Here is a 20328-nt window from a genome sequence, read left to right as displayed (position 1 = left end):
ACGACGTGACGGGGTGGGCCGGGAAGGTCGGCAGGATCCGGGTGATCGGGACCGGGGTGATGGGCCGCGGGATCGTCCAGCTCGCCGCGACCGCGGGGGTGACCGTCGAGCTGGCCGACGTCCAGCCTGAGGCCGTCGCCAAGGCGATCGAATTCGTCGGCGGGATGGTGGACAAGCTCGCCGCCAAGGGCAAGCTGACCGAGGACCCGCAGGCGGTGAAGGACCGGCTCGTCCCGGTCGATGCGCCGGACGCGCCCGCCGACGGCGTCGACCTGGTCGTCGAAGCCGTGCGCGAGGACCTCGCGACCAAGCGGGCGCTGTTCGCCGGCCTGGAGCGCGTCTGTCCACAGGAGACGATCTTCGCGACGAACACCAGCTCGCTGTCGGTCACCGAGATCGCCGCCGAGCTGACCGACCCCGGCCGGCTCGTCGGCCTGCACTTCTTCAACCCGGTGCCGCTGATGCGCCTGGTCGAGGTCGTCCCGGGCACCCGCACGCACGACTGGCTGGCCGCCGAGGCGCTCGAACTGGTCCGCGGCTGGGGCCACGAGCCGGTGCTCGCGAAAGACGCGCCGGGCTTCCTGGTCAACCACGCCGGGCGCGGGCTCGGCACCGAGGCGCTGCAGATCCTCGGCGAGGCGCTGGCCGAGCCGGCCGACGTCGACCGCGTCGCGCGGGACGTGCTCGGCCTGAAGCTCGGCCCGTTCGAGCTGCTCGACCTCACCGGTCTCGACGTTTCGCACGCCGTGCTGGAGAGCATCTGGAGCGGCTTCCACGGCGACCCGCGGCTGCGGCCGTCGTGGCTGACGCGCCCGCGTGTCGCCGCGGGCCTGTTCGGCCGCAAGAACGGCGAGGGCTTCTACCGGCACGTCGAGGGCAAGCAGCAGAACCCGGACGAGCCGGCCGCGCCGCCGAAGCCGACCGGCCCGGTGTTCACCGCCGACGAGCACCTCGCGCGCGTGCTGTCGGCGGCCGGCGTGCACGTGGTGTCGGACGCCTACCCGGACGCCGTCCTGCTCGTCCCGCTCTACGGCGAGTCCACAGTGGACGCCGCCACCCGCGGCGGCCTGCCGCTGGCGCGCGTCGCCGGCGTCGACCCGCTCGGCGGCTACGAGCGCCGGCTGACGCTGTCGGTGCACCCCGGCCTCGACCCGGACGTGGGCCGCGCGGCGTGGGGCGCGCTGGCCGCCACCGGGAACCCGGTGACGGTGGTCCGCGACGGCCCGGCCCCGATCGCCCAGCGCCTGCTGGCCTCGATCGTCAACACGGCGTGCTTCATCGCGGGCCACCACCTGGCCACCCCGGCGGACATCGACACGGCGGTCCACCTCGGCCTCGGCTACCCGCGCGGGCCGCTGGCCTGGGGCGACCTGGTCGGTGGCGACGTCGTGCTGCGCATCCTGCGCGGCCTGGAGGCGGCCACCGGCGACCCCCGCTACCGGCCGAGCCCGTGGCTCACCGAGCGCGTCGCCCTCGGCCTGCCGCTGACGTCGACCGGCACGACCCCCGCGGACCTGCTCACCTGACGACCTGGACCTCGTCACCCTTGCTCAGCGAGGAGAAGAACTTCAGCGACACCGGCGCGGAGAGGTGCACGCAGCCGTTGGAGTACTTGGCCAAGCTGCCCTCGTGGAACGCGACGCCGTTGTAGAAGAACACCGAGTTCGGCATCGGAGCGTTGTTGAACTCCCGGCTGAGGTGCAGCTTTTCCTTGTAGAGCACGTGCCACGTCCCCAGCGGCGTGGTGCTGCCCTTCTTGCCGGGCATGATCTTCACCGGGCCGTAGACGATCTTGCCCTCGTCGAGCAGCCAAGCCTGTTTCCCGGACAGGGAAACGCAGGCCTTCGCCGTGATCGTGCACGGCACCCCGGCCGCCACAGGCTTGGCCGTCGTCGTCGTCGTAGCAGCAGTCGAGTCCGGAGTGGACGTCGACGACGCCGGCGTTTCGGCCGCCAGCCGGACGTCCGCGGTACCGCCGGCCGAAGGTTGAGTGAAACGACGAAGGCCGCCCCCGGAGAATTCCGGAGACGGCCCTCGTCGTGCTTCGGTCACCGGCTCACCAGGGGCGGTCGACCGCCCCGCCGGCGAGCGTGAACGTGATGTAGCCGCCTTCGAAGTCGCTGCGGTACACCCCGTTCACCACGTACTCGTCGGTCTTCGGGTAGTGCAGGTAGGAGTTCTCCCACCCGAGCGCCGCCCAGCGCTTGCGGATCTCGCCCTTCACCGCGTGCGCACCCGTGGCCACCGTGTAGTAGATCGAGTGGCCGAGGCTGAAGTGGTTGTACCGGCCGCGGCCGTCCGGCGTGCCGAGCTCGTCGGTCGTCGGGTAGCCGAGGCCGCGCTCGTAGTCGAGCGCCGCGAACTTCTTGCGGATCTCCCCGTAGAGGGCGTGCGCACCGGTGTTGACCGTGTAGTAGATCGAACCGATGTTCCCGCCGTTGAGGAAGTGGTTGTACCGGCCGACACCGTCCGGAGTGGACAGTTCGTCGGTCGTCGGGTAGCCGATGCCGCGTTCCCAGCCCAGCGCCTGCCACTTGTCGCGGATCAGGCCCTTGATCAGGTGCGCCCCGGTGGCCGGGGTGGAGTAGATCGAGGACCAGGCCGTGAAGTGGTTGTAGGTGCCGACGCCGTCCGGCGCGACCGTGGTGTCGTTCTCCGGAGCCCCGAGCGCGTTGATGCCCCCGAGCGCGAGGTACTTGGCCAGGATCGGCGCGGTGACGTACTTCGCGCCGGTCGCCGCGCTCCAGTAGAGGTTGCCGTTGGCGTAGGCCCGGTAGTGGACCGCACCGTCGGTGACCTCGGCGGCGGTCGGCGCCCCGAGCTTGGTCCGCAACGCCGCGTCGGCGTTGTAGCGCTGGTCGATCGGGGTGTCGTAGTTCGCCGTCAGCGTCATGTCGCTCGTGCCGACCGTGACGACCCACGTGGTGGTCGTGGGCCCGCCCTGCCAGCCGGTGAACTTCGAGACGCCGTCGACGCCCAGTGCCGGGGCCTCGACGTCGAAGGACGCGCCTTCGGCGACCAGCGCCGTGGTGACGCCGCCCTCGACCGGGATGCTCAGCGCCGCGGGCTGCGTGCTGACCAGGGTGATCCGGTGCTCACGCGGCCGGGCCACGTAGGTCTGGGACGCCTTGACGCCGGCGCTGTCGGTCACCGTCGCGGTGAACTCCATCCGGGAGTCCGGGTGGTCGGTGAACGGCTGCGCGAAGCTCGCCCCCGTCCCGCCGACGCCCGGGTGCGCGTGGCACGTCGCCTCGCTCGGGCAGTGGCGCACCGTGGACGTCCAGGTGATCGGCAGCGAGCCGTCCTCGGCGTCCGTCGCGGTGCCGCTCAGGCCGACCTGCTGGCCCACGGCGAACGTCGCGGTGTCGCCCGGCGTGGTCAGGGTGAGCTGCGGGCTGTGGTTGCCCGGCGCGACCGCGACGGTGGTCGTCCCGGTCGCCCCCAGCGGGTCCCGGACCGTCAGCGTCGCGGTGAACGCGTCGGTGCCCGCCGTGTAGGTGTGGTTCACCTGCGGGCCGGCGTCGAGGGCGGTCGTGCCGTCGCCGAAGTCCCAGTCGTACTTCAGCGGGTCGTTGTCGTAGTCGACCGACGTCGAGCCGTCGAAGGAAACCGTCCGGGTGTCCGGGTTGGTGGTCGACGTCGCGGCCGCGATCGGCACGGTGTTGCCGGAGGTGTAGGTCAGCCGCCGGATCTTGCCGCTGAGGATGTCGGCGAACACGATGTCGCCGTTCGGCGCGGGGGCGAACTTGACCGGGCCGCCGACGCCGGTGAAGACGGGCGGTGTTTCCGGCGCCTGCGTGAGCTTGCCCTGGTCGTCGTAGCGCAGGGTCCAGATCTTCTGCGTCGCGTAGTCGCCGAAGAAGTAGGAACCGCGGTAGGCCGCCGGGTAGCTGGAGCCGTTGTAGAGGATCCCGCCGCTGACGCTGTTGCCGTTGTTGATGCCGTCACCGTGCTGGTACTCGGTGATCGGCGGCTGGTTCACCACCGCGGCGCACTCGGCGAGGCCGGTGAAACCGGGCGTGGGGTGGTTGCCCTCCCAGCACGGCCAGCCCTGGTTGGCGCCGCGCTGGACGACGTCGATCTCTTCGTAGCTGTTCCAGCCGACGTCCCCGGCGACCGGCAGGCCGAGGTTCGGGTCGATGCTGAACCGGAACGGGTTGCGGAAGCCGCGTGCGAAGACCTTGCTCGCGCTCGACGCCGGGTTCGCCGCGTCGTAGTACGGGTTGCCCGGGACGCCGTTGCCGTCCTTGGTCAGGTGCAGGATCTTGCCGTAGGGCTGGTTGACGTCCTGCGCGCGCAGCGAACCCGGGTCCGCCTGCGTGAAGTCGCCGCTGTCGCCGATCGACACCCAGAGCGTGCCGTCCGCCGGCGCGAGGACGGTGTTGATGCCGTGGACGTTGTGGATGCCCGGCGTCTCGAAGACGACCTGCTCGCCGGTCAGCCCGGACGGCGTCCCCGTGCCGTCGAGCGTGACGGTGAACCGCGAGAGCCGCATGACGAAGCCGGTCCCGCTGTCTATCGAGCGCGTCAGGTAGATGTTGTGCGTGGTCGCGTAGTCCGGTGACACGGCGATGCCCACCAGGCCGAGGTCACCGATCGTGCGAACGGTCAGGTTGGTGACGGTTTTCGGCGCGCCACCCGTCGCCGAGACCCATCGCACGCCGCCGCTCTTCCCGATGGCGAGCATCGAGTTGTCCGGCAGGTAAGCGAAGTCGGTCAGTTCCCCCACACCGAGTCCGGTGTCCGTGTCCCGCAGGACGAATCCCTGCGGGAGTGCTGCCGCCGCCGTGGCCACCCCAGTGGTCACGGCCGGCAGCAATGCCCCCGTCAGCACGACCGCCACGAGAGCGTGGCGTAGTGCTCGAAGCTTTCCCAAGGCCATTTGGCCCCCCTTCCCAAGCGATTTCTTATCGCCTGAACAGGGGGGCCAGTTGCACTCTTACGAGTGAAGTTACTCTACCGTGATCTACTGTCCGTATTGATTGATGACTCGTTACGGAACAACCTGCACCACGTCGCCGACGTGCAGCGTGTTGAAGTACTTCAGCGACGAGCTCGCCGACAGGTGGATGCAGCCGTGCGAGTACACCGACAGGCTGCCGGTGTGGAACGCGTCACCCGGGTAGAAGAAGACCGAGTTCGGCATCGGCGCGTTGTCGAACTCCTTCGACAGGTGCACCTTCTCCTTCGACAGCACGTGGAACGTGCCGGTCGGCGTCGCGTAGCCCTTGCGGCCCGGCAGCATCGAAACCGGCCCGTAGACGACCTTGCCGCCCTGCAGGATCCAGGTCTTGTGCGCCGAGAGGTCGACGCAGGCGGCCGTGCCCGCGGACGCGGCGGCGGCCGCGCACGGCACGCTCGGGTCGGCGGCGGGCTTCGGGGCCGGCTTGGGCTTCGGCTTCGGCTTGGGCGTGGTGCTGGTCGGCGCGGGCTTGGTCGTCGACGGCGTCGGCGTCGGCGTCGCGCTGGCCGACGTGGTGGGCGGAGCCGTGGACGTGCTCGCGGACGTCGTCGGCGCCCCGCCGCCGGTGCCCGCCGCGACGGCCCCGCCGCCGGCGTTCGGCTCGCCCGCACCGGACGACCCGCCCGAGCACGCGGTCAGCACCAACGCCGTGGCCAGCGCGGCCGCTCCCGCCAGAAGCCTCTTCACGATCCCGTACCCCCAGAAGACTCGATCTCCGTCGGACACCCCTAAAGACGGGAGTCCCCCGCCAGAGGTTCGTCCACGAAGGTCACGATTGGGTAGATGATGACCCGATGGTGATCGTTTCTTCCTACGACCAGGCGTGGCCGCAGCGCTTCGCCGAGGCCCGCGCCGAGATCCTCGCCGTGGCCGGCGACCGGTTCTCCCAGGTCGAGCACGTCGGCAGCACATCGGTACCCGGCCTCGCGGCCAAGCCCATCATCGACATCGCCGCTCTCGCGCCCGATCTCGACGCCGTCCCGCCCGGCCTGTTCGACGGCCTCGGCTACCGCGCCGAGGACTTCGGCGCCCCGGGACGGCTGCTGTTCGTCCGGCGCGCCGGCGACGTCCGCACGCACCACCTGCACGTCTTCCCGCCGACGAACTGGGAGTTCAACAAGGAGCGGGTCATGGCCGCTCACCTGCGGAAGTACCCGGAAGCCGCGCGCCGGTACGGCGAGCTGAAGCAGAAGCTGGCCGCGTCCGGGATGACCGGAGACGCCTACACGCGGGCGAAGACCGACCTCATCCAGGAACTGTCCGACGCGGCCCGCGCCGAGCGCGGCCTGCCGCCCGAGCCGGTCTGGGAGGAGTAGCGCGTCAACCCGGGGGTGGAGGCCGGGTTCCACCCGGGACCGATCCGCACGCCGACGTAATCAGGCGGCCGGACGCCGAAGCTGGAGGCACCTTCGAAACCGGGAGCCTCCGATGTCCAGCACCGCCACCGTCCTCCTCTACGTCGCCCTCGCCGGCCTCGTCCTCTACAAGGTCGTCTACAAGCAGCTGCGCGGCACGTTGCTCAACCGCAAGTCGCTGGTGACGATGCCGCTGATCCTCGTTGTGGTGGGCGGCTACCTGACGCTGAAGGCGTTGCCCGGCAGCTCGGCCGCCGAGCTCGGCTTCCTCGGCGTCGACCTGGTCGTGCTCGCCGGGCTCGGCGTGCTCCGCAGCACCACGACGACGTTGAGCGTCCGCGAAGGCACGACGTTCCAGAAGGGCTCGGCCGCCACGCTCGGCCTCTGGGTGCTGACGATCGGCGTCCGGATCGGCCTGGTCGCGCTGGCCACCGTGCTCGGTGTCGCGGGCCCGCTGTCGTCGGCGTCGATCGCGCTCACCCTGGGCGTCAGCATCGCGGTGCAGAACGCGACGACCGGCCGCCGCATCCGGCTGGCCGGCCTGCCGCTGGCCGAACGCGGCCCGGTGGCGCTCAGCCGGTGACGCGGCCCAGCATCCGCGCGTACATCCGGCCCGGGCTGGCCACCGACGGCGGCGCCAGGAACCCCGGCAGCGGAGGCAGTCCGCTGACGAACGGCCCGAGCCGGTCGTACAGCACCGCCGCGCCGGCCGGCCGGTCTTCGGGGTCCTTCGCCAGCATCTCGGCGAGCAACGCGTTGAGGTGCGGGGGAATCCCCGCGACCGGTGGCGGCAGCTCCTTGACCTGCCGCTCGAAGACCGCGTACGCGGTGGGGCCGTCGAAGAGCCGTTGCCCGGTGAGCATCTCGTGGAGCACGCAGCCGAGCGCGTAGAGGTCACTGCGCGGTTCGGCGCCCCCGCGCTGGATCTGCTCGGGCGCCATGTACGACGGCGTACCCAGCAGCTGCCCGGCCCGCGTGAACTGCGCGGCGTCGGCTTCGCGCAGCACCGCGAGGCCGAAGTCCATCACCTTCACCCCGCCGTCCGGGCCGAGCATCAGGTTGGACGGCTTGAGGTCGCGGTGGCACACCGCGAGCGCGTGGGCGGCGGTCAGCACCGCGCAGGCCTGCGCCGCGATCGCCGCGGCCCACGGCACCGGCAGCGGCCCGTGCTCGGCGAGCAGATCGGCGATCGTCACGCCCTCGACGAACTGCATGACCTGGAACAACCGGTCGTCGTGCGTGCCGTAGTCGTACAGCGCCGGGACGCCGGGGTGGTCGAGCGTCGCGAGAATCCGTGCTTCGCGGGCGAAGCGGGCTTCGAGCTCTTCGTCACGGCCCGGGAGCCTGAGCAGCTTGATCGCGACGCGCCGGCCCAGCCTGCGGTCGTGCCCGCCGTGCACCGCGCCCATCCCGCCGCGGCCGAGCGGCAGTTCGTCGAGCTCGTAGCGGTCGGCGATCAGCATCCGTTCCCCTTCGGCCCCTGTGCTAATGCGGGGGTGCAACCCCCGCGCCCCGCCCGAGGGGCTCCGCCCCCACGGACCCCCCGACCGCGGTGGTGGGGCGGAGCCGTCCTTCGACGAGTCCCGCGAAGCCTAGCCGGACCAGCTCACGGCCCGTTTCCGCCGCCTCGCGCAGAACGTCGTCGAACTCGGCGAGTTGCTGGAAGACCAGGCCGTACCGGTACTGGACGTCGAGCGGGCAACGCGGGATCCGCACGCGCCTGCTGTCGATCCGGGTCGACGCCGAGGTGGCCGGGAGGTCGGCCGCGCGCAGGCAGCCGGCGAGGAAGTCCGCGTCCAGCCGTTCCGGGTCGACGCGGTAGACGGTGAGCCCGGCCCCCACCGAGTGCGACGGTCCACTGTGGACGTACGCGGTGCCGGTCACCGACGCGACGACGTCACCCGCCTCCGCGACCGGTGGCTCGGCGTCCGCCCGCGCGGCGTGCCGGACCTCGACGACGCCGGCCTTCACCAGCTCGCCGATGGTCGTGAACGTCGGCTCGACGTCCGCCGTATCGAGCGGTGGCAGGTGCGGCACCAGCTCGTCGAACCGCTCCCGGACGGCCTGGAACGCCTGCCCCGGGTCCTCGTCCCGGGCCCGCCACCGGGCGGGCGAGAGGTCGACGTCGTCGTCGAGCAGGTCGATGATCCGGACGCCGGATTCCGGCCGGGCCAGGAACTCCAGCCAGTCAGCCTCCACTGTGGACAGATCGTCGCCCGCTTCGCCGAGCAGCACGGTGGACGGCGGGCGTTCGCCGGCCACCGGCCGCCGCAGCAGCCAGAGGTCCGGGCCCACCGACGTCAGCGTGACGACCGCGCGGACCGCGCCCGCGCGCAGGAGGTTGCCGCGGATGCGCTTCCCGCTGCGCCGCCCGGCCGCCGCGCCCGGCATCAGGATCGCCACCGTGCCACCGGGTTCGACGTGCGCCAGGCAGTGCTGCACCCAGGCGAGCTCGGGCTCGCCGCGCGGCGGCAGGCCGTACTCCCAGCGCGCGTCGCCGACCAGTTCGTCGTGACCCCAGGCCCGTTCGTTGAACGGCGGGTCGCACAGCACGGCTTCGGCGGTCCGGCCGGCGAAGGCGTCTTCACGCAGCGCGTCGACCGCGTGGACGTCGGCCTCGACGCCGCGCAACCGCAGCCGCAGCGACGCGATCGACGCCGTCATCGGGTCACTGTCCTGCCCCAGCACGGTCTTCGCGCCGCTCGCGAGGGCGAGCGCGCCGAAGCCGCACGCCGGGTCGAGGATGGCCGACACCGGCCCGACGAGCCGGGCCATCAGCTCGGCGACCGGCTCCGGCGTCGTCGACAACCGCCGCGAGTGCGCCTCGAAGTACCTGCGGCACAACAACTCGAAGGCGTCGACCGGGCCCGTCCGGTGGGTCATCTCGCTGAGCAGCGTGAGCAGTTCGGCGTCGGCGAGCTTGTGGTCGAAGGTGTCGAAGATCCCGGCCTGGAAAGCGAAGAAGACGCCCGCGCGGCTCACGCGCTCGGCGAGGTCGAGGTCGTCACCGAGGGCGCGCAGGCGCTGCCAGGCGCGTTCCGCCGCGGACAGCTCGAACTTCTTGCCGCGGGCGTGGAACCAGCCGGCGACGTCGGACAGGCCGAACAGCGGGCTCGACGCCGTGCCGCCGACCGGCTGCGGGAAGTCGGGGTACCGGCGGCGCCAGTTGCTCACCGCGGCCCGGCCGACCCCGCCGAGGCGCGCGATGTCTGCCGCGCTGACCGTGGCGTCGTCGTCCATGGCGAGGACTCTATCGGAGGATGGTCCGTTCAGCCGTCTTGCTTGTGAACTCAGTCAACCAATGCTTTCATGGGAGCATGACACACGATCGGTACGTCCTGCGGTACGCCGCGGGGTCGGACGTCGGCAGGCGGCGCCGGATCAACGAGGACTCGATGTACGCGAGTTCCCGCCTGATCGCCGTCGCCGACGGCATCGGCGGTCAGCCGCACGGCGAAGTGGCCAGCGCGACCGCCGTCGACGTGCTGCGCGAGCTCGACGTCGACCTGCGCCGGATCGACCTGACCACTATCGATCTGATCCCGACGCTGACGGGTGTCGTCAAGTCGATCGACGAGCGGCTGACCGAAGTCGCGTCGCAAGAGCCCACCACCGAAGGCATGGGCACCACCCTCACCGCACTGCTCTTCGACGGCGGCACGTTCGCCGCGGCCCACATCGGCGACTCCCGCGGCTACCTCCTGCGCGACGGCGACCTGCGCCGGCTGACCCGCGACCACACGCTCGTCCAGGCCTTGGTCGAAGACGGCCGCGTCGCCGCCGAAGACGCCGACTCCCACCCGCGGCGCTCCCTGCTGATGCGCGCCCTGCAGACGTCGGGCTCGAGCGAGGCGGACGTCTGGACGTTCACCGCGAAGCCGGGCGACCGTTACCTGCTCTGCTCGGACGGCCTCAGCGGCCCGGTCAGCGAACCCACCTTGCGCGACACCCTCGCGGGCATCACGGACCCCGCGGAGCTGGTCGCGGAGCTGATCCGCCTGGCCAACGAAGCAGGCGGCCCCGACAACATCACGTGCGTGGTCGCCGACGTCGCACCCTGACCGCGTCGGCCTGACCCGCCTTCGCAGGCACGGAAGGGCGTCCGGTATCGTCTCCTGCGGAGGATTGGCCGAGCGGCCTAAGGCGCACGCTTGGAAAGCGTGTTGGGTTCACGCCCTCGCAGGTTCGAATCCTGTATCCTCCGCACTTGATCAGGCGAGACGCCGAGCAGCCTTCACGGGCCGCTCGGCGTTTCGTCGTTTGCGGGCCCGGAATCGCAGCGGCCCAGCCGCGTTCGGCCAGCAGGCCTAACGTGAGACGTCTTCAAAAACGAACTGAAGTTTTCTGCGCGGTAGCAGGGAGTTACGAGCAGGGCTGATCGAAGCCTGTCGATCAGCGCGCGATAGTCTTCGGACCACCTCGACCGCCCCCGTTCAGAGAGGCCCGAAGTGGCACGAAAATCGCTCTGACCTGGGGTAGTGCAGGCCACCGACGCCAGTGTGCGGCATTCGTGCCGGGATGACCCCCGCACGCACCGTGATCGGCCAGGCCCCGGACGTTCCTGCGTCCGGGGCCTTGCTGATTCCGGACCCGCGATCACTGGGCATCATCTGATGATCACGGTGCGTCGCTGGATCTGTTTCAATAGAAATCCGTCCCCGCAAGACCAACCAGACTCGAGGAGTAGAGGCCCGATGGCCGGAGTCGAAGAGATCCGCGCTGGCATCGCGCTCGCCAACGAAAAGGCGTCCGCAGGCATCGCCGCCCTCCAGCAAGCAGCGCAGTCTCTCGAAGAAGCCCAGCAGTCGCTCTCGCAGGCGACGCAGGGAAGCAGCCAGCACGAAGTGAGCCAGGCCCACGGCCTGCTGGCCCAGGCGCTGCACGACATCAGCGGTATGCAGAGCACCATCCAGGCCAGCATTTCGTCCGCCGACTCGTACTCGGCGCGTCTCTAGCCGGATGACACTCGCCGAACTTCACCAGCTGCTCACCGCCGTCGTGGCCGGGCTCGCCGACGCGCGCGCCCAAACCGAGCGGGCCACAAGCCTGCTCGGGGAAGCCCGGCAAGCGCTGGTGGACGCCCAGGCCAAGGCCGATCCCTGGCTCCCTTCGCAGTACGCGCAGGCCGGCGAGGGGCTGGATCAGCTCCTCGGCCGCCTGGCCTCCGCCGAGGATCTGGTGAGCGGATACCGATCGCGCCTGTAATCCTTTCCGGGACACCTTTTTTCTTGGGGACGCCGATGGCCAACAAGTCAGCCGAGCAACGCAACCGCGTCGAGACCGCACTCGACCGGGTCCGCCACCAGATCGGGCTGGTACTGGGCGCGGCGGCCGGAGCCCGTCAAGCGGCCGAAGCCGACCTGGCCAAACTCGAGCTGGAGCGCGACATCGTCCGCGTCGGCATGAACCACGCCAGCACCGAGCAGCAGAACGACTGGTCCCGCCACCCCGCCGCGCACGAGGTCTTCGGCGCGCTCGGCGCGATCCGCAGCACCCACTACACGGACTGGAGCCAAGGCCCCGCGACCCTGCGCGAAGTGGTGGCGCAGAACGCACCCGGCCCGGCCGGGCTGCCGGCGGGCGACTGGCTCGGCCGCGTCGGCCACAACGCCGGCATCACCGCGCCCGGGCTGTGGCGCGTCGGTTCCGCCACGGCCGCCGGCGGTGACCCCACCCGCGCGTTCGACGTCGCCGTCCCGCTGCTCGACGAGTCGCACCTGGCGATCACGTCGGCGCCCAAGACCCGGCCCACGATCGACGGCATCGTCCAGAACCTGCTGATCCGCGTGCTTTCGACGTTCGAACCCGGCGCCGTGCGCATCCACCTGTGGGACATCGGGCAGCTGACCGCGATCCTGCCGGACCTCTACCCGCTGAGCCGCACCAGCGCGCTCTCGCTGTACGACCCGGGCCGGCTGGAGGACCTCCTCGACGAGCTGGCCGGGCACATCCGCCGCATCCACGCCACCGGCATGCAGGCGGGCCACACCTCGTTGCGGGAGCTGCGGAAGGCGCAGCGGCAACGGATCGAGCCGTTCCGCATCGCCGTGCTCTACGGCAACGGCGAAACCCTCGAACCGGAACGCGCGCGCGACCTCAAGCGCGTCGCGAGCGGGGCGCTGGCCGCGGGGATCTGCCTGATCATGATCGACGTGCCGACCGTGGTCAGCGCGTCGGTCGAGACGCTGAGCCTGACCGACGACCGGCACGCGATCAGCAGCATGACCGGCACCGACCTGCTCGTGGACCTCGATCCGCCGATGCCGTCCGGCCAGGTCATCCGCGCGGCGGGCAAGATCGCGGACGCGCTGATCGCCAAGCAGGGCGGGCCGCGGTCGTTCGACGACCTGCTCCCGCCCGAGCTCGGGCACCACAGCTCCGCGCGTGAACTCCGGGCCCCGGTGGGGTTCTTCGAAGGCGAACCGGTCGAGGTCGTGATCGGCGACGCGAGCCCGCACGCGCTGATCGGCGGGCCGTCCGGGTCCGGCAAGACGAACTTCCTGTACGCGCTGCTCGGCAGCCTCTCGGCGCGCTACACCCCGGACGAGCTGGCGTTGTACCTGCTGGACTTCAAGGAAGGCGTCTCGTTCGCCGGGCTGGCGCCGGGGCGCAAGGACGCGAGCTGGCTGCCGCACGCGCGGCTCGTCGGCGTCAACGTCAACACCGACCGCGAGTTCGGCCTGGCCCTGCTGCGTTTCCTCACCGACGAGCTGCGAAGGCGGTCGTCGGCGGCGAAGGAGCACGAAGTCACCAACCTCGCCGACCTGCGCGAAGCCGACCCCGGCGGGCACTGGCCGCGGATCGTCGCGGTGATCGACGAGTTCCAGTACCTGTTCGCCGGGCGCGACCAGGTCACCGCGACGGCGACGCAGCTGCTCGAGGACATCGCCCGCCGCGGCCGGTCGCAGGGCATCCACATGGTGCTGGCCAGCCAGGACGTCGCCGGCATCGAGGCGTTCTGGGGCAAGCCGGCGGTGTTCGAGCAGTGCACGCTGCGGATCGCGATGCCGAAGGCGCGCCGCGTGCTGGCCGAGACGAACAACGCGGCGGTGTCGGCGCCGAAGTGGCACGCGGTGATCAACCACGACTCCGGCATCGCGCACGGCAACCAGCTGTCCCACGTGCCGGACGCGAGCAGCAAGAACGTGTTCGTCCGGCTGCAGCACCGGTTGTGGGAGGAGTACCAGGGCCGGTTCCCGCGCCCGCGCTTGTTCGACGGAGCGCATTCGCCGGTGCTGGAACGGTTCCCGGCGTTCCTCGACCTCAAGCCGACGTCCAAGCCGCGGGCGCTGCTGGGCCAGTCGATCGACGTCACCGAGGCGGCGTGCGGCGTCGAGCTGCCCCGGGCGCCGGGCCGCAACGTCGCGGTGCTCGGGTCCGCCACCGCCGAGGCTCTGTCCATCATGGACTCCGCGGCGCGGTCGCTGTCCCGGCAGTACGAACCCGGCGAAGTCGAGTTCATCTTGAGCTGCCCGATCGAGGCGTGCGCCTCGGCCGCACTGGAGCTGACCGAGCACCTGCGCGCCGACGGCCACGCGGCGACCCTCGTCGACGACCTCACGGGCGTGCTCGAGTCGATGACGGGCTCGATGTCCGGCGGCGCGAAGATCATGCTGCTGTACGGCGTCGACGCGGCCCTGCCGACGCTCGAGGCGAAGGCGGTCGGGCAGCTGAAGAGCGGCCTCGACCACCTGCGCGTGATCCTGAAACAAGGACCGAGCCACGGCATCCACACGATCGGCTGGTGGCGCAGCATCGCCCGGCTCAAGGACACGCTGGGGTTCGCCGGCACCGACGACATCGGCGCGTGGGCGGCCCTGGACGTCCAGGGCAACGAGCTCGCGCCGTTCGCCGCGGGGCAGGTCGTGCACTGGTCGCCGCGCCCGGGCCGGGCGTTGTTCTTCGACCGCACCACGCACGGCGCGCCCGAAGTGATCATCCCGTTCCAGCGTCCGGAGAACGCGCAATGACCGACGACGGCGCCACCGCGGCCATGCGGTACAAGGAAATCATCGCCCTGTCCCGTGGCTCGGCGGACAACCTCCGCGCCTGGGAGCTCCGGCGCGCGGAGTCGATCGAGGCGGAGATCGAGGAAGCGTCGAACGCGATCGCCGTCGCGACCGAACGCGAGGAACGCGCGGCCGAGCGCGCGACGCGCTGGTGGAAGATGGCGCTGCACAACATCCAGGGCCTCACGTGGCTCCCCCCGGGCGACCACCCCCGCCCCGTCCCGACTGCCCGCGCGGCCTACCTCGAGCGGTACCTCGAGGAGGTCAAGCCGAGCTACCAGGAACTGGTGCAGGCGGTCCTGAGCCTGGGGTGGCGAGCCAAGCGCGCGGCGGCGAAGCGGGGCGAGCAGCCGCCGCCGGCCTAGCCGTTCCAGCCGTGCTCGGACGTCGTAGACGGTGTCGTAGGGCTCGTCTTCGTCCGGAACCTGCCTGCGCGGCCGCACCACCGGCTGTTGTTGCTGCCGTTCCGGCGGACTCGCGAGACGGCCACCGGCAGCCACGGCTTCCCGGACAGCGGCGGTGATGGTCCGGCCGAGACTGACGGCGTCGCACCGCATGGCCTCGGGCGCCAGCCGCACCTCACTGACGACACCGCCGGGCCCGGCGAGCACGGTGACACTCCGATCCGCCGAGACGACGGTCGTGTGCCCGCTCCCCGCCATCCCCGCGAGCAGCCGCCGGTTCTCGGCCTTGCGGTCCTCGATCTGCTTGAGCTGCCAGCGCATCTCATCGATCAGCTGCGGATTGTTCATGGTCTCCCCGGATACCGCACGAATTCGTAGTACCTCTGGTTCAGTTGCACCGTGTACCCCCGGCTGTGGGCGAGCACCATCAGCTCGAGAAGGCTCAGCTCCTCGAAAGCGGCGGCCAGCCGGTAAAGCGGGCGCCCGTCGAGCCGCTGGACGAGCAATCGGATGCCGGCCCGCAGGCGGTCACGCGTTCTCCTGGCTGCGCAAGCTCCAAGCCACCTTGGCTGTCGCCTCGGCGACCGCCGGCCAGGCGTCCTCCGACGCTGTGGCGACCGAGAGCACCACCACGGATCGGCCGTCCGGCAACGGAATCTGGTACTCGGCCTTGATCTGCGCGCGTACGTCCCCCGCCGGCAGGTGGAACTCGCCGCCGCTGATCGCGACGACAGCCGGGCCGATCGGCAACCGCACCGGTTGGACGACCGCGCGGGGGTGGCTGCTCCGGTACTGCTCGGCCATCGCCGCGACGACGGCGTCCGGGTTGGCGGGCGCGGTTTCGGGCCACTGCACCACGCCCAGCGTCAGGGTCGCGACGTCCGGCGGCCGCGGGCCGACCGCGAACTTGCCGAACACGCGGATACCGTTGGCCTGCATGGCCGGCACCAGCGCCATCAGGTAGCTGCCGAACTCTTCGACGCTCGTACCCGCTCCGGCCGCCAGGTTCCCGGCGACGGTCCAGGCGTGCCCGCGGTTCAGCTTGTCGTCCCCGCCCACCGGCATCCCGGCGAACCCGGGCGGCAGGTCGATCTGCAGCGGCATCAGTTCCACACCTCGTCTTCCGCCCGCTCGCGACGACGATCAGGCGCGTTGTCGGCTCGGGTGCCGGCTTCCACCGCGTGCATGTAGGCGCTCGCTCCCGGCGAAACGACCGCGGCCCAGTCGTCGGCGTCCTTCGGCAGCCAGTAGCTCTTGAAGTCGCTGATCGGCCCTTCGAAGCTCCCACCGAGCGTCTGGCTCGCGCCGTCGATCTGGAGCTGCGCACCGAACGCGCCGTAGCCGAGGCCCTTCATCACGCCCTCGACACCCGGTGGCGCGAAGGTGCCGATCAAGGACGTCCCGGCACCGATCCCGTCGAAGATCAGGGTCTCCGTGGCGACATCGGCGCCCGCTGCCGCCGCGGTGGCGTGGCCGGCCAGCGCGGCGACCCCCATCCCGGTCGCGACCCCGCCGACCACCACGTTGACCGGCGGCGGGAGGAACTCGCCGACGAACCCGAGAACGTTGCCGATGTCCCCCGTCACGTCGGAGCACTTCGAGATCACCTCGGCGTGGTCCTGGACGAAGTTCCACACCTCGTCGACCGAGTCGGCCAGGGTGTTCGACAGGTCGGTCAGCGCCCCGCCCACCGCGTCGGACAGCTCGTCCAGCAGGTCCGGCTCGTCGGGCGCCAGCTCCTTCGCCTTCCGCAGCAGCTCGGCGACCCGGCCCGCGGCGCCGGTGTGCTCGGTCAGCAGCTGCTTCGCCGCGTCGTGGACGTTCTGGCAGCCGTCGATCGCGGTCTCGAGCTGCTCACCCGCGTTGTCCAGCAGGCGCTGGGCGATCTGCAGGGACGGCTGGTCCGGGAACGTCCGGTTCGCCAGCGCGAGGTCCGGGTTCGCCCGCGCCTGCTCGGCCGCGCGGGCCGCCGCCTCCGCGCGGGCTTCCAGGTCCGCCGCGCGCTTCTGCAGGTCGCCGAGGTCGTGGGACCACGCGTCCAGCGCGTCGGCGGCCTGACCCATCGACTTGGTGGCGCCGTCGAGGTACCCCGGCAGCGGGCCGACGCGCCGAGTGAAGGCCTCGCTCGCCTCGCCCTGCCAGACGCCCTGCTTGGTGACGATCTCGCGCAGCGAGACGTTCGCCTCGGCCAGATCGCGGCTCACGACGCGGTACTTGCCGGCCAGGTCGGCGACGCCGTCGAGATCGCCGGGCGCCGGGTCGAAGCCCAGCGCCGGGAAGTCGCGGGCGCTCATCGGTCGAGGCCGTTCAGGAGATCGGTGATGCCACCGGTCGCACCGCCACCGACCGGCCGGTTGTCGGGCGCCGCACGCTCGGCCAGGTCGTCGATCCCGGCCACGCCACCCGTGTAGCCGCCACCGACCGGATCGCTCTGGTCTGCAGGCTCGTCGAGCCCCACCTGGCGATCGCCCCGGTCCGCCAGCTCACCCGCGCCCGGCATCCCGCCCGTGATCCCGCCACCCACCGGACCATCACCCGAGCCGAACACGTCAGACCCGAACTTCCCCAGCTCCCCACCGAACTGGGCCTCGATCTGCTCGTACTTCCCCTTCGCCTGCTTCAGCCGCTCCGTGATCCCGACAGCCGCGTCGCCGAGACGCCCGATCCCGTACCCCCACGCCTCCTCGAACTCCGCTCCCGCCCGGCCCAGCTCGGCGTTGCCGAGTGAGCCGAACGCCCCGCCGCCGCCGAGTTTCCGGTTCGCGTCGGCCATCCGGTCCGCCGCCGTATCCAGGTCGGCGATGAGCTTGCCCAGCTCGTCGACCTTCACCGCGTATCCGTCCACGCCACCCTCCCTGTGGTCCCGTCGCCCAGTAAGACGACCGAACACGCAGAGCGGTTTCGAAGTCACTCGATGTCACTCGAAGGTGTGGGCACGAAGAAGGCCGCCACCGGGCAACGCCCGATGACGGCCTTCCCAAAGGAACTACGGCTGCGGGAAGTACTTCCCGAGCACCTGCTCCAGGTAGTCGAGCAGGTCGTACAGCGCGTCCTGGATCGCGTTGCCGGTGCTCGGCCGGAACCGGATCACCTGCGGGTCGTGGTCACTGGCCTGGTCCGCGAACTCCGCGTTGATGTGGACGACGTCGTAGTCCACCCCGCGCGGCGCCTTCGACGCCAGGATGTGGTCCAGCACCTGCGACTGGCCCTCGAAGACGTAGCTGTAGCGCTCCGCCTCCGGCACCGTCGCGATCAGGTCCTTCAGCGCGCCACCGGCGGTGAGCGTCTGGACGGCCGGCGAGAACGGGTAGTCGTTCAGGTCGCCCGCCACCACGATGTTGGCGTTCTTGTCGGCCGCCAGCAGGGAGTCGACGAACCCGCGCAGCACCGTCGCCTGCTTGGCCCGCTGCACCTCGGAGCTGCGCACCGGCGGCTGGTTGCGGCCGTGCGTCGGCTGGTCGCCGCCCTTCGAGTTGAAGTGGTTGGCGATGACGAACACCGTGCGGCCCTGGAAGACGAACTCGCCGGCCAGCGGCTTGCGGCTGGCCGTCCACGCCTCGTTGGCCGGGTCGACGCGCCCCGGGGACGCCGACAGGTGCGCCTTGCCGTGGTCCTTCGTCACGCTGACCGGCGTGGTCGGCGTGCCACCCGGACGGTCCACAAAGGACACTCGGGCCGGGTTGAACAGGAACGCCACGCGGATGTTGCCGCCCGGCTGGCCGCCGTCCTGGTCGTTCACCGGGTCGATCGAGCGCCACTGGTAGCGCGGGCCACCCTTGGCGACGATGGCGTCGGTGAACTTCTGCAACGTCTGGTCCGCGACGACGACGCCGTCGTCGGTCGCGCCCGTGTTGTCCTGGATCTCTTCCAGGTTCACGATGTCCGGCGTGGCCAGGTGGGTCACGATCGCCTCGCCGAGGCGGTCGTACTTCGCCTGCGGGTCGCTGGGCGCCAGGTTCTCGACGTTGTAAGTGGCCACGGCCAGCTCGCCGGTGCGCTGCTTGCGCGTGGTCTCGGCCTGCAGCCCGTTGTCCTTGTCGGCCCCGAGCACGCTGGCGAACAGCGTGTAGCCACCGAAGGTGCTGTACTCGACCGGGCCGGACGTGACGCCGGTCAGCGCGTCACCGACGTTGAGCTTCGGGAACGGCCGCTGGTCGAACGAGATCAGCGACTGCACCTTGAGGACACCGCTGTTGAGCTTGTCGTAGCCCAGGTAGACGCTGCCGCCGCGGACGGAGCGGTGCTGGTCCGGCTTGGTCGTCACGTACAGCTCGTTGAACGAGTTCGACGGGCCGACGACGCGGGCGTCGCTGACGCTCACGATCTCGCTCTCGTGCGCCTCCCAGAAGTCCAGCGCGTACTTCGCCGGCTCCAGGGGCAGCGCCTCGATGTTCCCGCCGGGCGACGGCGCGTAGGTCTCCGGCACCGTCGTGGGGCTCAGCACGGTCGGCGCGGGCAGCGCGTTGTCGTGCGAGTCGACCGTCCACTGTGCCGTGCCCAGCTCGGTGAGCGACTGGTAGACCGACGTCGACGGGGTGTCCGGGTAGAACTCGCGGACGGTGCCGGTCGCGGTCACGGCGTCGCCGACCGCGACGGCCGGGCTGGTCGAGCCGGTGAACACGAACAGGCCCTCGCTGGTGCGCGGGTCGTTGTCCGGGGCCGGGTCGGTGAGCCAGAAGCCGCGGGACGAACCGAAGGTCCGCGTCGCGGTGACGACGCCGGTCACGCCGCTGACCTTCTGGTCCTTCAGCGGGGAAAGCCGCGTGGTGCCCTGGATGTCGTGGATCTTCGCCGGGGTCCCCGGCTCGCCGGGCCCGGTGCCGCCGCCGGTCGTCTCGCCCGCGGCGTTGGTCGGCGTCGGGTCGCCGACGGTGAAGTCCGCGGCGTTGTCGTCGGTGTCGGCCAGGGTCGTGCCGCGCGCGACGGACGTCGCGTTGGCCGGCGCCGCCGTCGGGTTGCCCTCGCGCACGGTGGCGGCGCCGAACCCGACGAGGTCCTTGACCCGGGTGTCGGCCGCGCAGTCCGCGGCGGTCTTGCAGGTCAGCGCGGTGGTCCCGGAGACGAGGGCGATCGTGCCCGCGGTCGCCGACATCGCGATCGTGCCGGTCGCGTCCGGTGCGGGCAGGGCGACGGTGCCCCCGGCACCCTTGCCCTCGGCCACCAGGTAGCGCCCGCTCGGCGCGACGCTCCCGGCCAGCTGCGTCACCTGCCAGGTGCTCGACGCGCTCGCCGAACCGGGCAGGTACTGGACGCTGAAGCCGGCCAGGCTCGCGGCCGCAGTACCGTGGTTAGCGAGTTCGACGAAGTCGTTGGTCAGCGTGGCGCCGGAGTTGCCGCCACCGCCGTAGACCTCGGCGATGACCGCGTCGGCGCTGGGCGTCGCGAGCGCGGCTGGTGCGGCCACCCCGCCGAGCACCAGGCCCGACGCGACGGCCACCGTCAGCGCGGCCTTGGATCTGTGGGTCTTGGTCACCCTGAGTCCCCTTTGTGCTTGAACAGTCGTGGCATAGTCCCCCGAACAGATGAGGAGCAGGAAGACAAAGATGCAACGATTCGTAACAACTACTTTCGTCGTCACTCGATCGGCAGAGCAGGCT

The 20328-nt window shown here is 71.1% G+C and carries 18 protein-coding genes and 1 tRNA gene; 10 read left to right on the top strand and 9 right to left on the bottom strand.

Annotation, left to right across the window (positions count from 1 at the left end):
- Positions 1-5 precede the first annotated feature (5 nt).
- Positions 6-1526: a 3-hydroxyacyl-CoA dehydrogenase gene (locus OG570_RS13505; RefSeq protein WP_326956715.1), complete on the top strand. Its 1521-nt coding sequence runs from the start codon at positions 6-8 to the stop codon at positions 1524-1526.
- Here OG570_RS13505 and OG570_RS13500 read toward each other — a convergent pair.
- The 3 genes from OG570_RS13500 to OG570_RS13490 form a co-directional block, all read right to left on the bottom strand.
- Positions 1519-2052: a L,D-transpeptidase gene (locus OG570_RS13500; RefSeq protein WP_326956714.1), complete on the bottom strand. Its 534-nt coding sequence runs from the start codon at positions 2050-2052 to the stop codon at positions 1519-1521. The two genes, OG570_RS13505 and OG570_RS13500, sit on opposite strands and share 8 nt — an antisense overlap.
- Before the next feature lie 4 nt (positions 2053-2056).
- Positions 2057-4882: a PQQ-dependent sugar dehydrogenase gene (locus tag OG570_RS13495; protein ID WP_326956713.1), complete on the bottom strand. Its 2826-nt coding sequence runs from the start codon at positions 4880-4882 to the stop codon at positions 2057-2059.
- Between the two features lie 111 nt (positions 4883-4993).
- Positions 4994-5650: a L,D-transpeptidase gene (locus tag OG570_RS13490; protein WP_326956712.1), complete on the bottom strand. Its 657-nt coding sequence runs from the start codon at positions 5648-5650 to the stop codon at positions 4994-4996.
- A 107-nt stretch (positions 5651-5757) separates the two neighbouring features.
- On the opposite strand from OG570_RS13490, the gene OG570_RS13485 reads away from it, so the two are divergent.
- Both OG570_RS13485 and OG570_RS13480 read left to right on the top strand, forming a co-directional pair.
- The gene (locus OG570_RS13485; protein WP_326956711.1) at positions 5758-6279 is read left to right on the top strand and encodes a GrpB family protein; all 522 of its coding nucleotides are present in this window, start codon (positions 5758-5760) and stop codon (positions 6277-6279) included.
- Positions 6280-6391: 112 nt separating this feature from the next.
- Positions 6392-6901, top strand: a complete 510-nt coding sequence (locus OG570_RS13480; protein ID WP_326956710.1) for a hypothetical protein — start codon at positions 6392-6394, stop codon at positions 6899-6901.
- On the opposite strand, the gene OG570_RS13475 is transcribed toward OG570_RS13480, so the two are convergent.
- Together OG570_RS13475 and OG570_RS13470 are read right to left on the bottom strand one after the other, a co-directional pair.
- Positions 6891-7781 (bottom strand): serine/threonine-protein kinase, encoded by an 891-nt coding sequence (locus OG570_RS13475; protein ID WP_247058973.1) that lies wholly within the window; start codon positions 7779-7781, stop codon positions 6891-6893. The genes OG570_RS13480 and OG570_RS13475 overlap by 11 nt on opposite strands.
- A 22-nt stretch (positions 7782-7803) precedes the next feature.
- The gene (locus OG570_RS13470; protein ID WP_326956709.1) at positions 7804-9558 is read right to left on the bottom strand and encodes an HsdM family class I SAM-dependent methyltransferase; all 1755 of its coding nucleotides are present in this window, start codon (positions 9556-9558) and stop codon (positions 7804-7806) included.
- A 77-nt stretch (positions 9559-9635) separates the two neighbouring features.
- On the opposite strand from OG570_RS13470, the gene OG570_RS13465 reads away from it, so the two are divergent.
- The 7 genes from OG570_RS13465 to OG570_RS13435 all read left to right on the top strand — a co-directional run bounded on the left by OG570_RS13465 (position 9636) and on the right by OG570_RS13435 (position 15109).
- Positions 9636-10379, top strand: a complete 744-nt coding sequence (locus tag OG570_RS13465; RefSeq protein ID WP_326945071.1) for a PP2C family protein-serine/threonine phosphatase — start codon at positions 9636-9638, stop codon at positions 10377-10379.
- Between the two features lie 58 nt (positions 10380-10437).
- Positions 10438-10522 (top strand) — tRNA-Ser (locus OG570_RS13460).
- A 490-nt stretch (positions 10523-11012) separates the two neighbouring features.
- Positions 11013-11273, top strand: a complete 261-nt coding sequence (locus OG570_RS13455) for a hypothetical protein (protein WP_247058976.1) — start codon at positions 11013-11015, stop codon at positions 11271-11273.
- Between the two features lie 4 nt (positions 11274-11277).
- Positions 11278-11523, top strand: a complete 246-nt coding sequence (locus tag OG570_RS13450; RefSeq protein WP_247058978.1) for a hypothetical protein — start codon at positions 11278-11280, stop codon at positions 11521-11523.
- 35 nt (positions 11524-11558) lie between these two features.
- Positions 11559-14288 carry an FtsK/SpoIIIE domain-containing protein gene (locus OG570_RS13445; RefSeq protein WP_326956708.1) on the top strand — a complete coding sequence of 910 codons (2730 nt, stop codon included), beginning with the start codon at positions 11559-11561 and terminating at the stop codon, positions 14286-14288.
- On the top strand, positions 14285-14692 hold the full coding sequence (locus OG570_RS13440) for a hypothetical protein (RefSeq protein WP_326945073.1): 408 nt from the start codon (positions 14285-14287) through the stop codon (positions 14690-14692). The genes OG570_RS13445 and OG570_RS13440 overlap by 4 nt, the downstream gene beginning before the upstream one ends.
- 87 nt (positions 14693-14779) lie before the next feature.
- On the top strand, positions 14780-15109 hold the full coding sequence (locus tag OG570_RS13435; RefSeq protein WP_326956707.1) for a hypothetical protein: 330 nt from the start codon (positions 14780-14782) through the stop codon (positions 15107-15109).
- 150 nt (positions 15110-15259) lie between these two features.
- On the opposite strand, the gene OG570_RS13430 is transcribed toward OG570_RS13435, so the two are convergent.
- The 4 genes from OG570_RS13430 to OG570_RS13415 form a co-directional block, all read right to left on the bottom strand.
- Positions 15260-15835, bottom strand: coding sequence for a hypothetical protein (locus OG570_RS13430; RefSeq protein WP_326956706.1), 576 nt, complete (start codon positions 15833-15835; stop codon positions 15260-15262).
- Positions 15835-17025, bottom strand: coding sequence for a putative T7SS-secreted protein (locus OG570_RS13425; RefSeq protein ID WP_326956705.1), 1191 nt, complete (start codon positions 17023-17025; stop codon positions 15835-15837). Before OG570_RS13425 ends, OG570_RS13430 begins: the two co-directional genes overlap by 1 nt.
- Positions 17022-17576, bottom strand: coding sequence for a hypothetical protein (locus tag OG570_RS13420; RefSeq protein ID WP_326956704.1), 555 nt, complete (start codon positions 17574-17576; stop codon positions 17022-17024). The genes OG570_RS13425 and OG570_RS13420 overlap by 4 nt, the downstream gene beginning before the upstream one ends.
- Positions 17577-17717: 141 nt before the next feature.
- A complete protein-coding gene (locus tag OG570_RS13415; protein ID WP_326956703.1) occupies positions 17718-20204 on the bottom strand; it encodes an endonuclease/exonuclease/phosphatase family protein in 2487 nt (828 codons plus the stop codon).
- Between the last annotated feature and the right edge of the window lie 124 nt (positions 20205-20328).

This window comes from Amycolatopsis sp. NBC_01286 (genome assembly GCF_035982555.1).
Classification (GTDB): Bacteria; Actinomycetota; Actinomycetes; order Mycobacteriales; family Pseudonocardiaceae; genus Amycolatopsis.
This window is presented reverse-complemented; position numbering and strand designations above follow the sequence as displayed.

Bases quoted from the DNA above. Each gene is read 5' to 3' on its own strand.
- OG570_RS13495 (WP_326956713.1), bottom strand. From the start codon at position 4,882: ATGGCCTTGGGAAAGCTTCGAGCACTACGCCACGCTCTCGTGGCGGTC.
- OG570_RS13445 (WP_326956708.1), top strand. From the start codon at position 11,559: ATGGCCAACAAGTCAGCCGAGCAACGCAACCGCGTCGAGACCGCACTC.
- OG570_RS13450 (WP_247058978.1), top strand. From the start codon at position 11,278: ATGACACTCGCCGAACTTCACCAGCTGCTCACCGCCGTCGTGGCCGGG.
- OG570_RS13465 (WP_326945071.1), top strand. From the start codon at position 9,636: ATGACACACGATCGGTACGTCCTGCGGTACGCCGCGGGGTCGGACGTC.
- OG570_RS13455 (WP_247058976.1), top strand. From the start codon at position 11,013: ATGGCCGGAGTCGAAGAGATCCGCGCTGGCATCGCGCTCGCCAACGAA.
- OG570_RS13430 (WP_326956706.1), bottom strand. From the start codon at position 15,835: ATGCCGCTGCAGATCGACCTGCCGCCCGGGTTCGCCGGGATGCCGGTG.
- OG570_RS13440 (WP_326945073.1), top strand. From the start codon at position 14,285: ATGACCGACGACGGCGCCACCGCGGCCATGCGGTACAAGGAAATCATC.
- OG570_RS13485 (WP_326956711.1), top strand. From the start codon at position 5,758: ATGGTGATCGTTTCTTCCTACGACCAGGCGTGGCCGCAGCGCTTCGCC.
- OG570_RS13425 (WP_326956705.1), bottom strand. From the start codon at position 17,025: ATGAGCGCCCGCGACTTCCCGGCGCTGGGCTTCGACCCGGCGCCCGGC.
- OG570_RS13470 (WP_326956709.1), bottom strand. From the start codon at position 9,558: ATGGACGACGACGCCACGGTCAGCGCGGCAGACATCGCGCGCCTCGGC.
- OG570_RS13475 (WP_247058973.1), bottom strand. From the start codon at position 7,781: ATGCTGATCGCCGACCGCTACGAGCTCGACGAACTGCCGCTCGGCCGC.
- OG570_RS13480 (WP_326956710.1), top strand. From the start codon at position 6,392: ATGTCCAGCACCGCCACCGTCCTCCTCTACGTCGCCCTCGCCGGCCTC.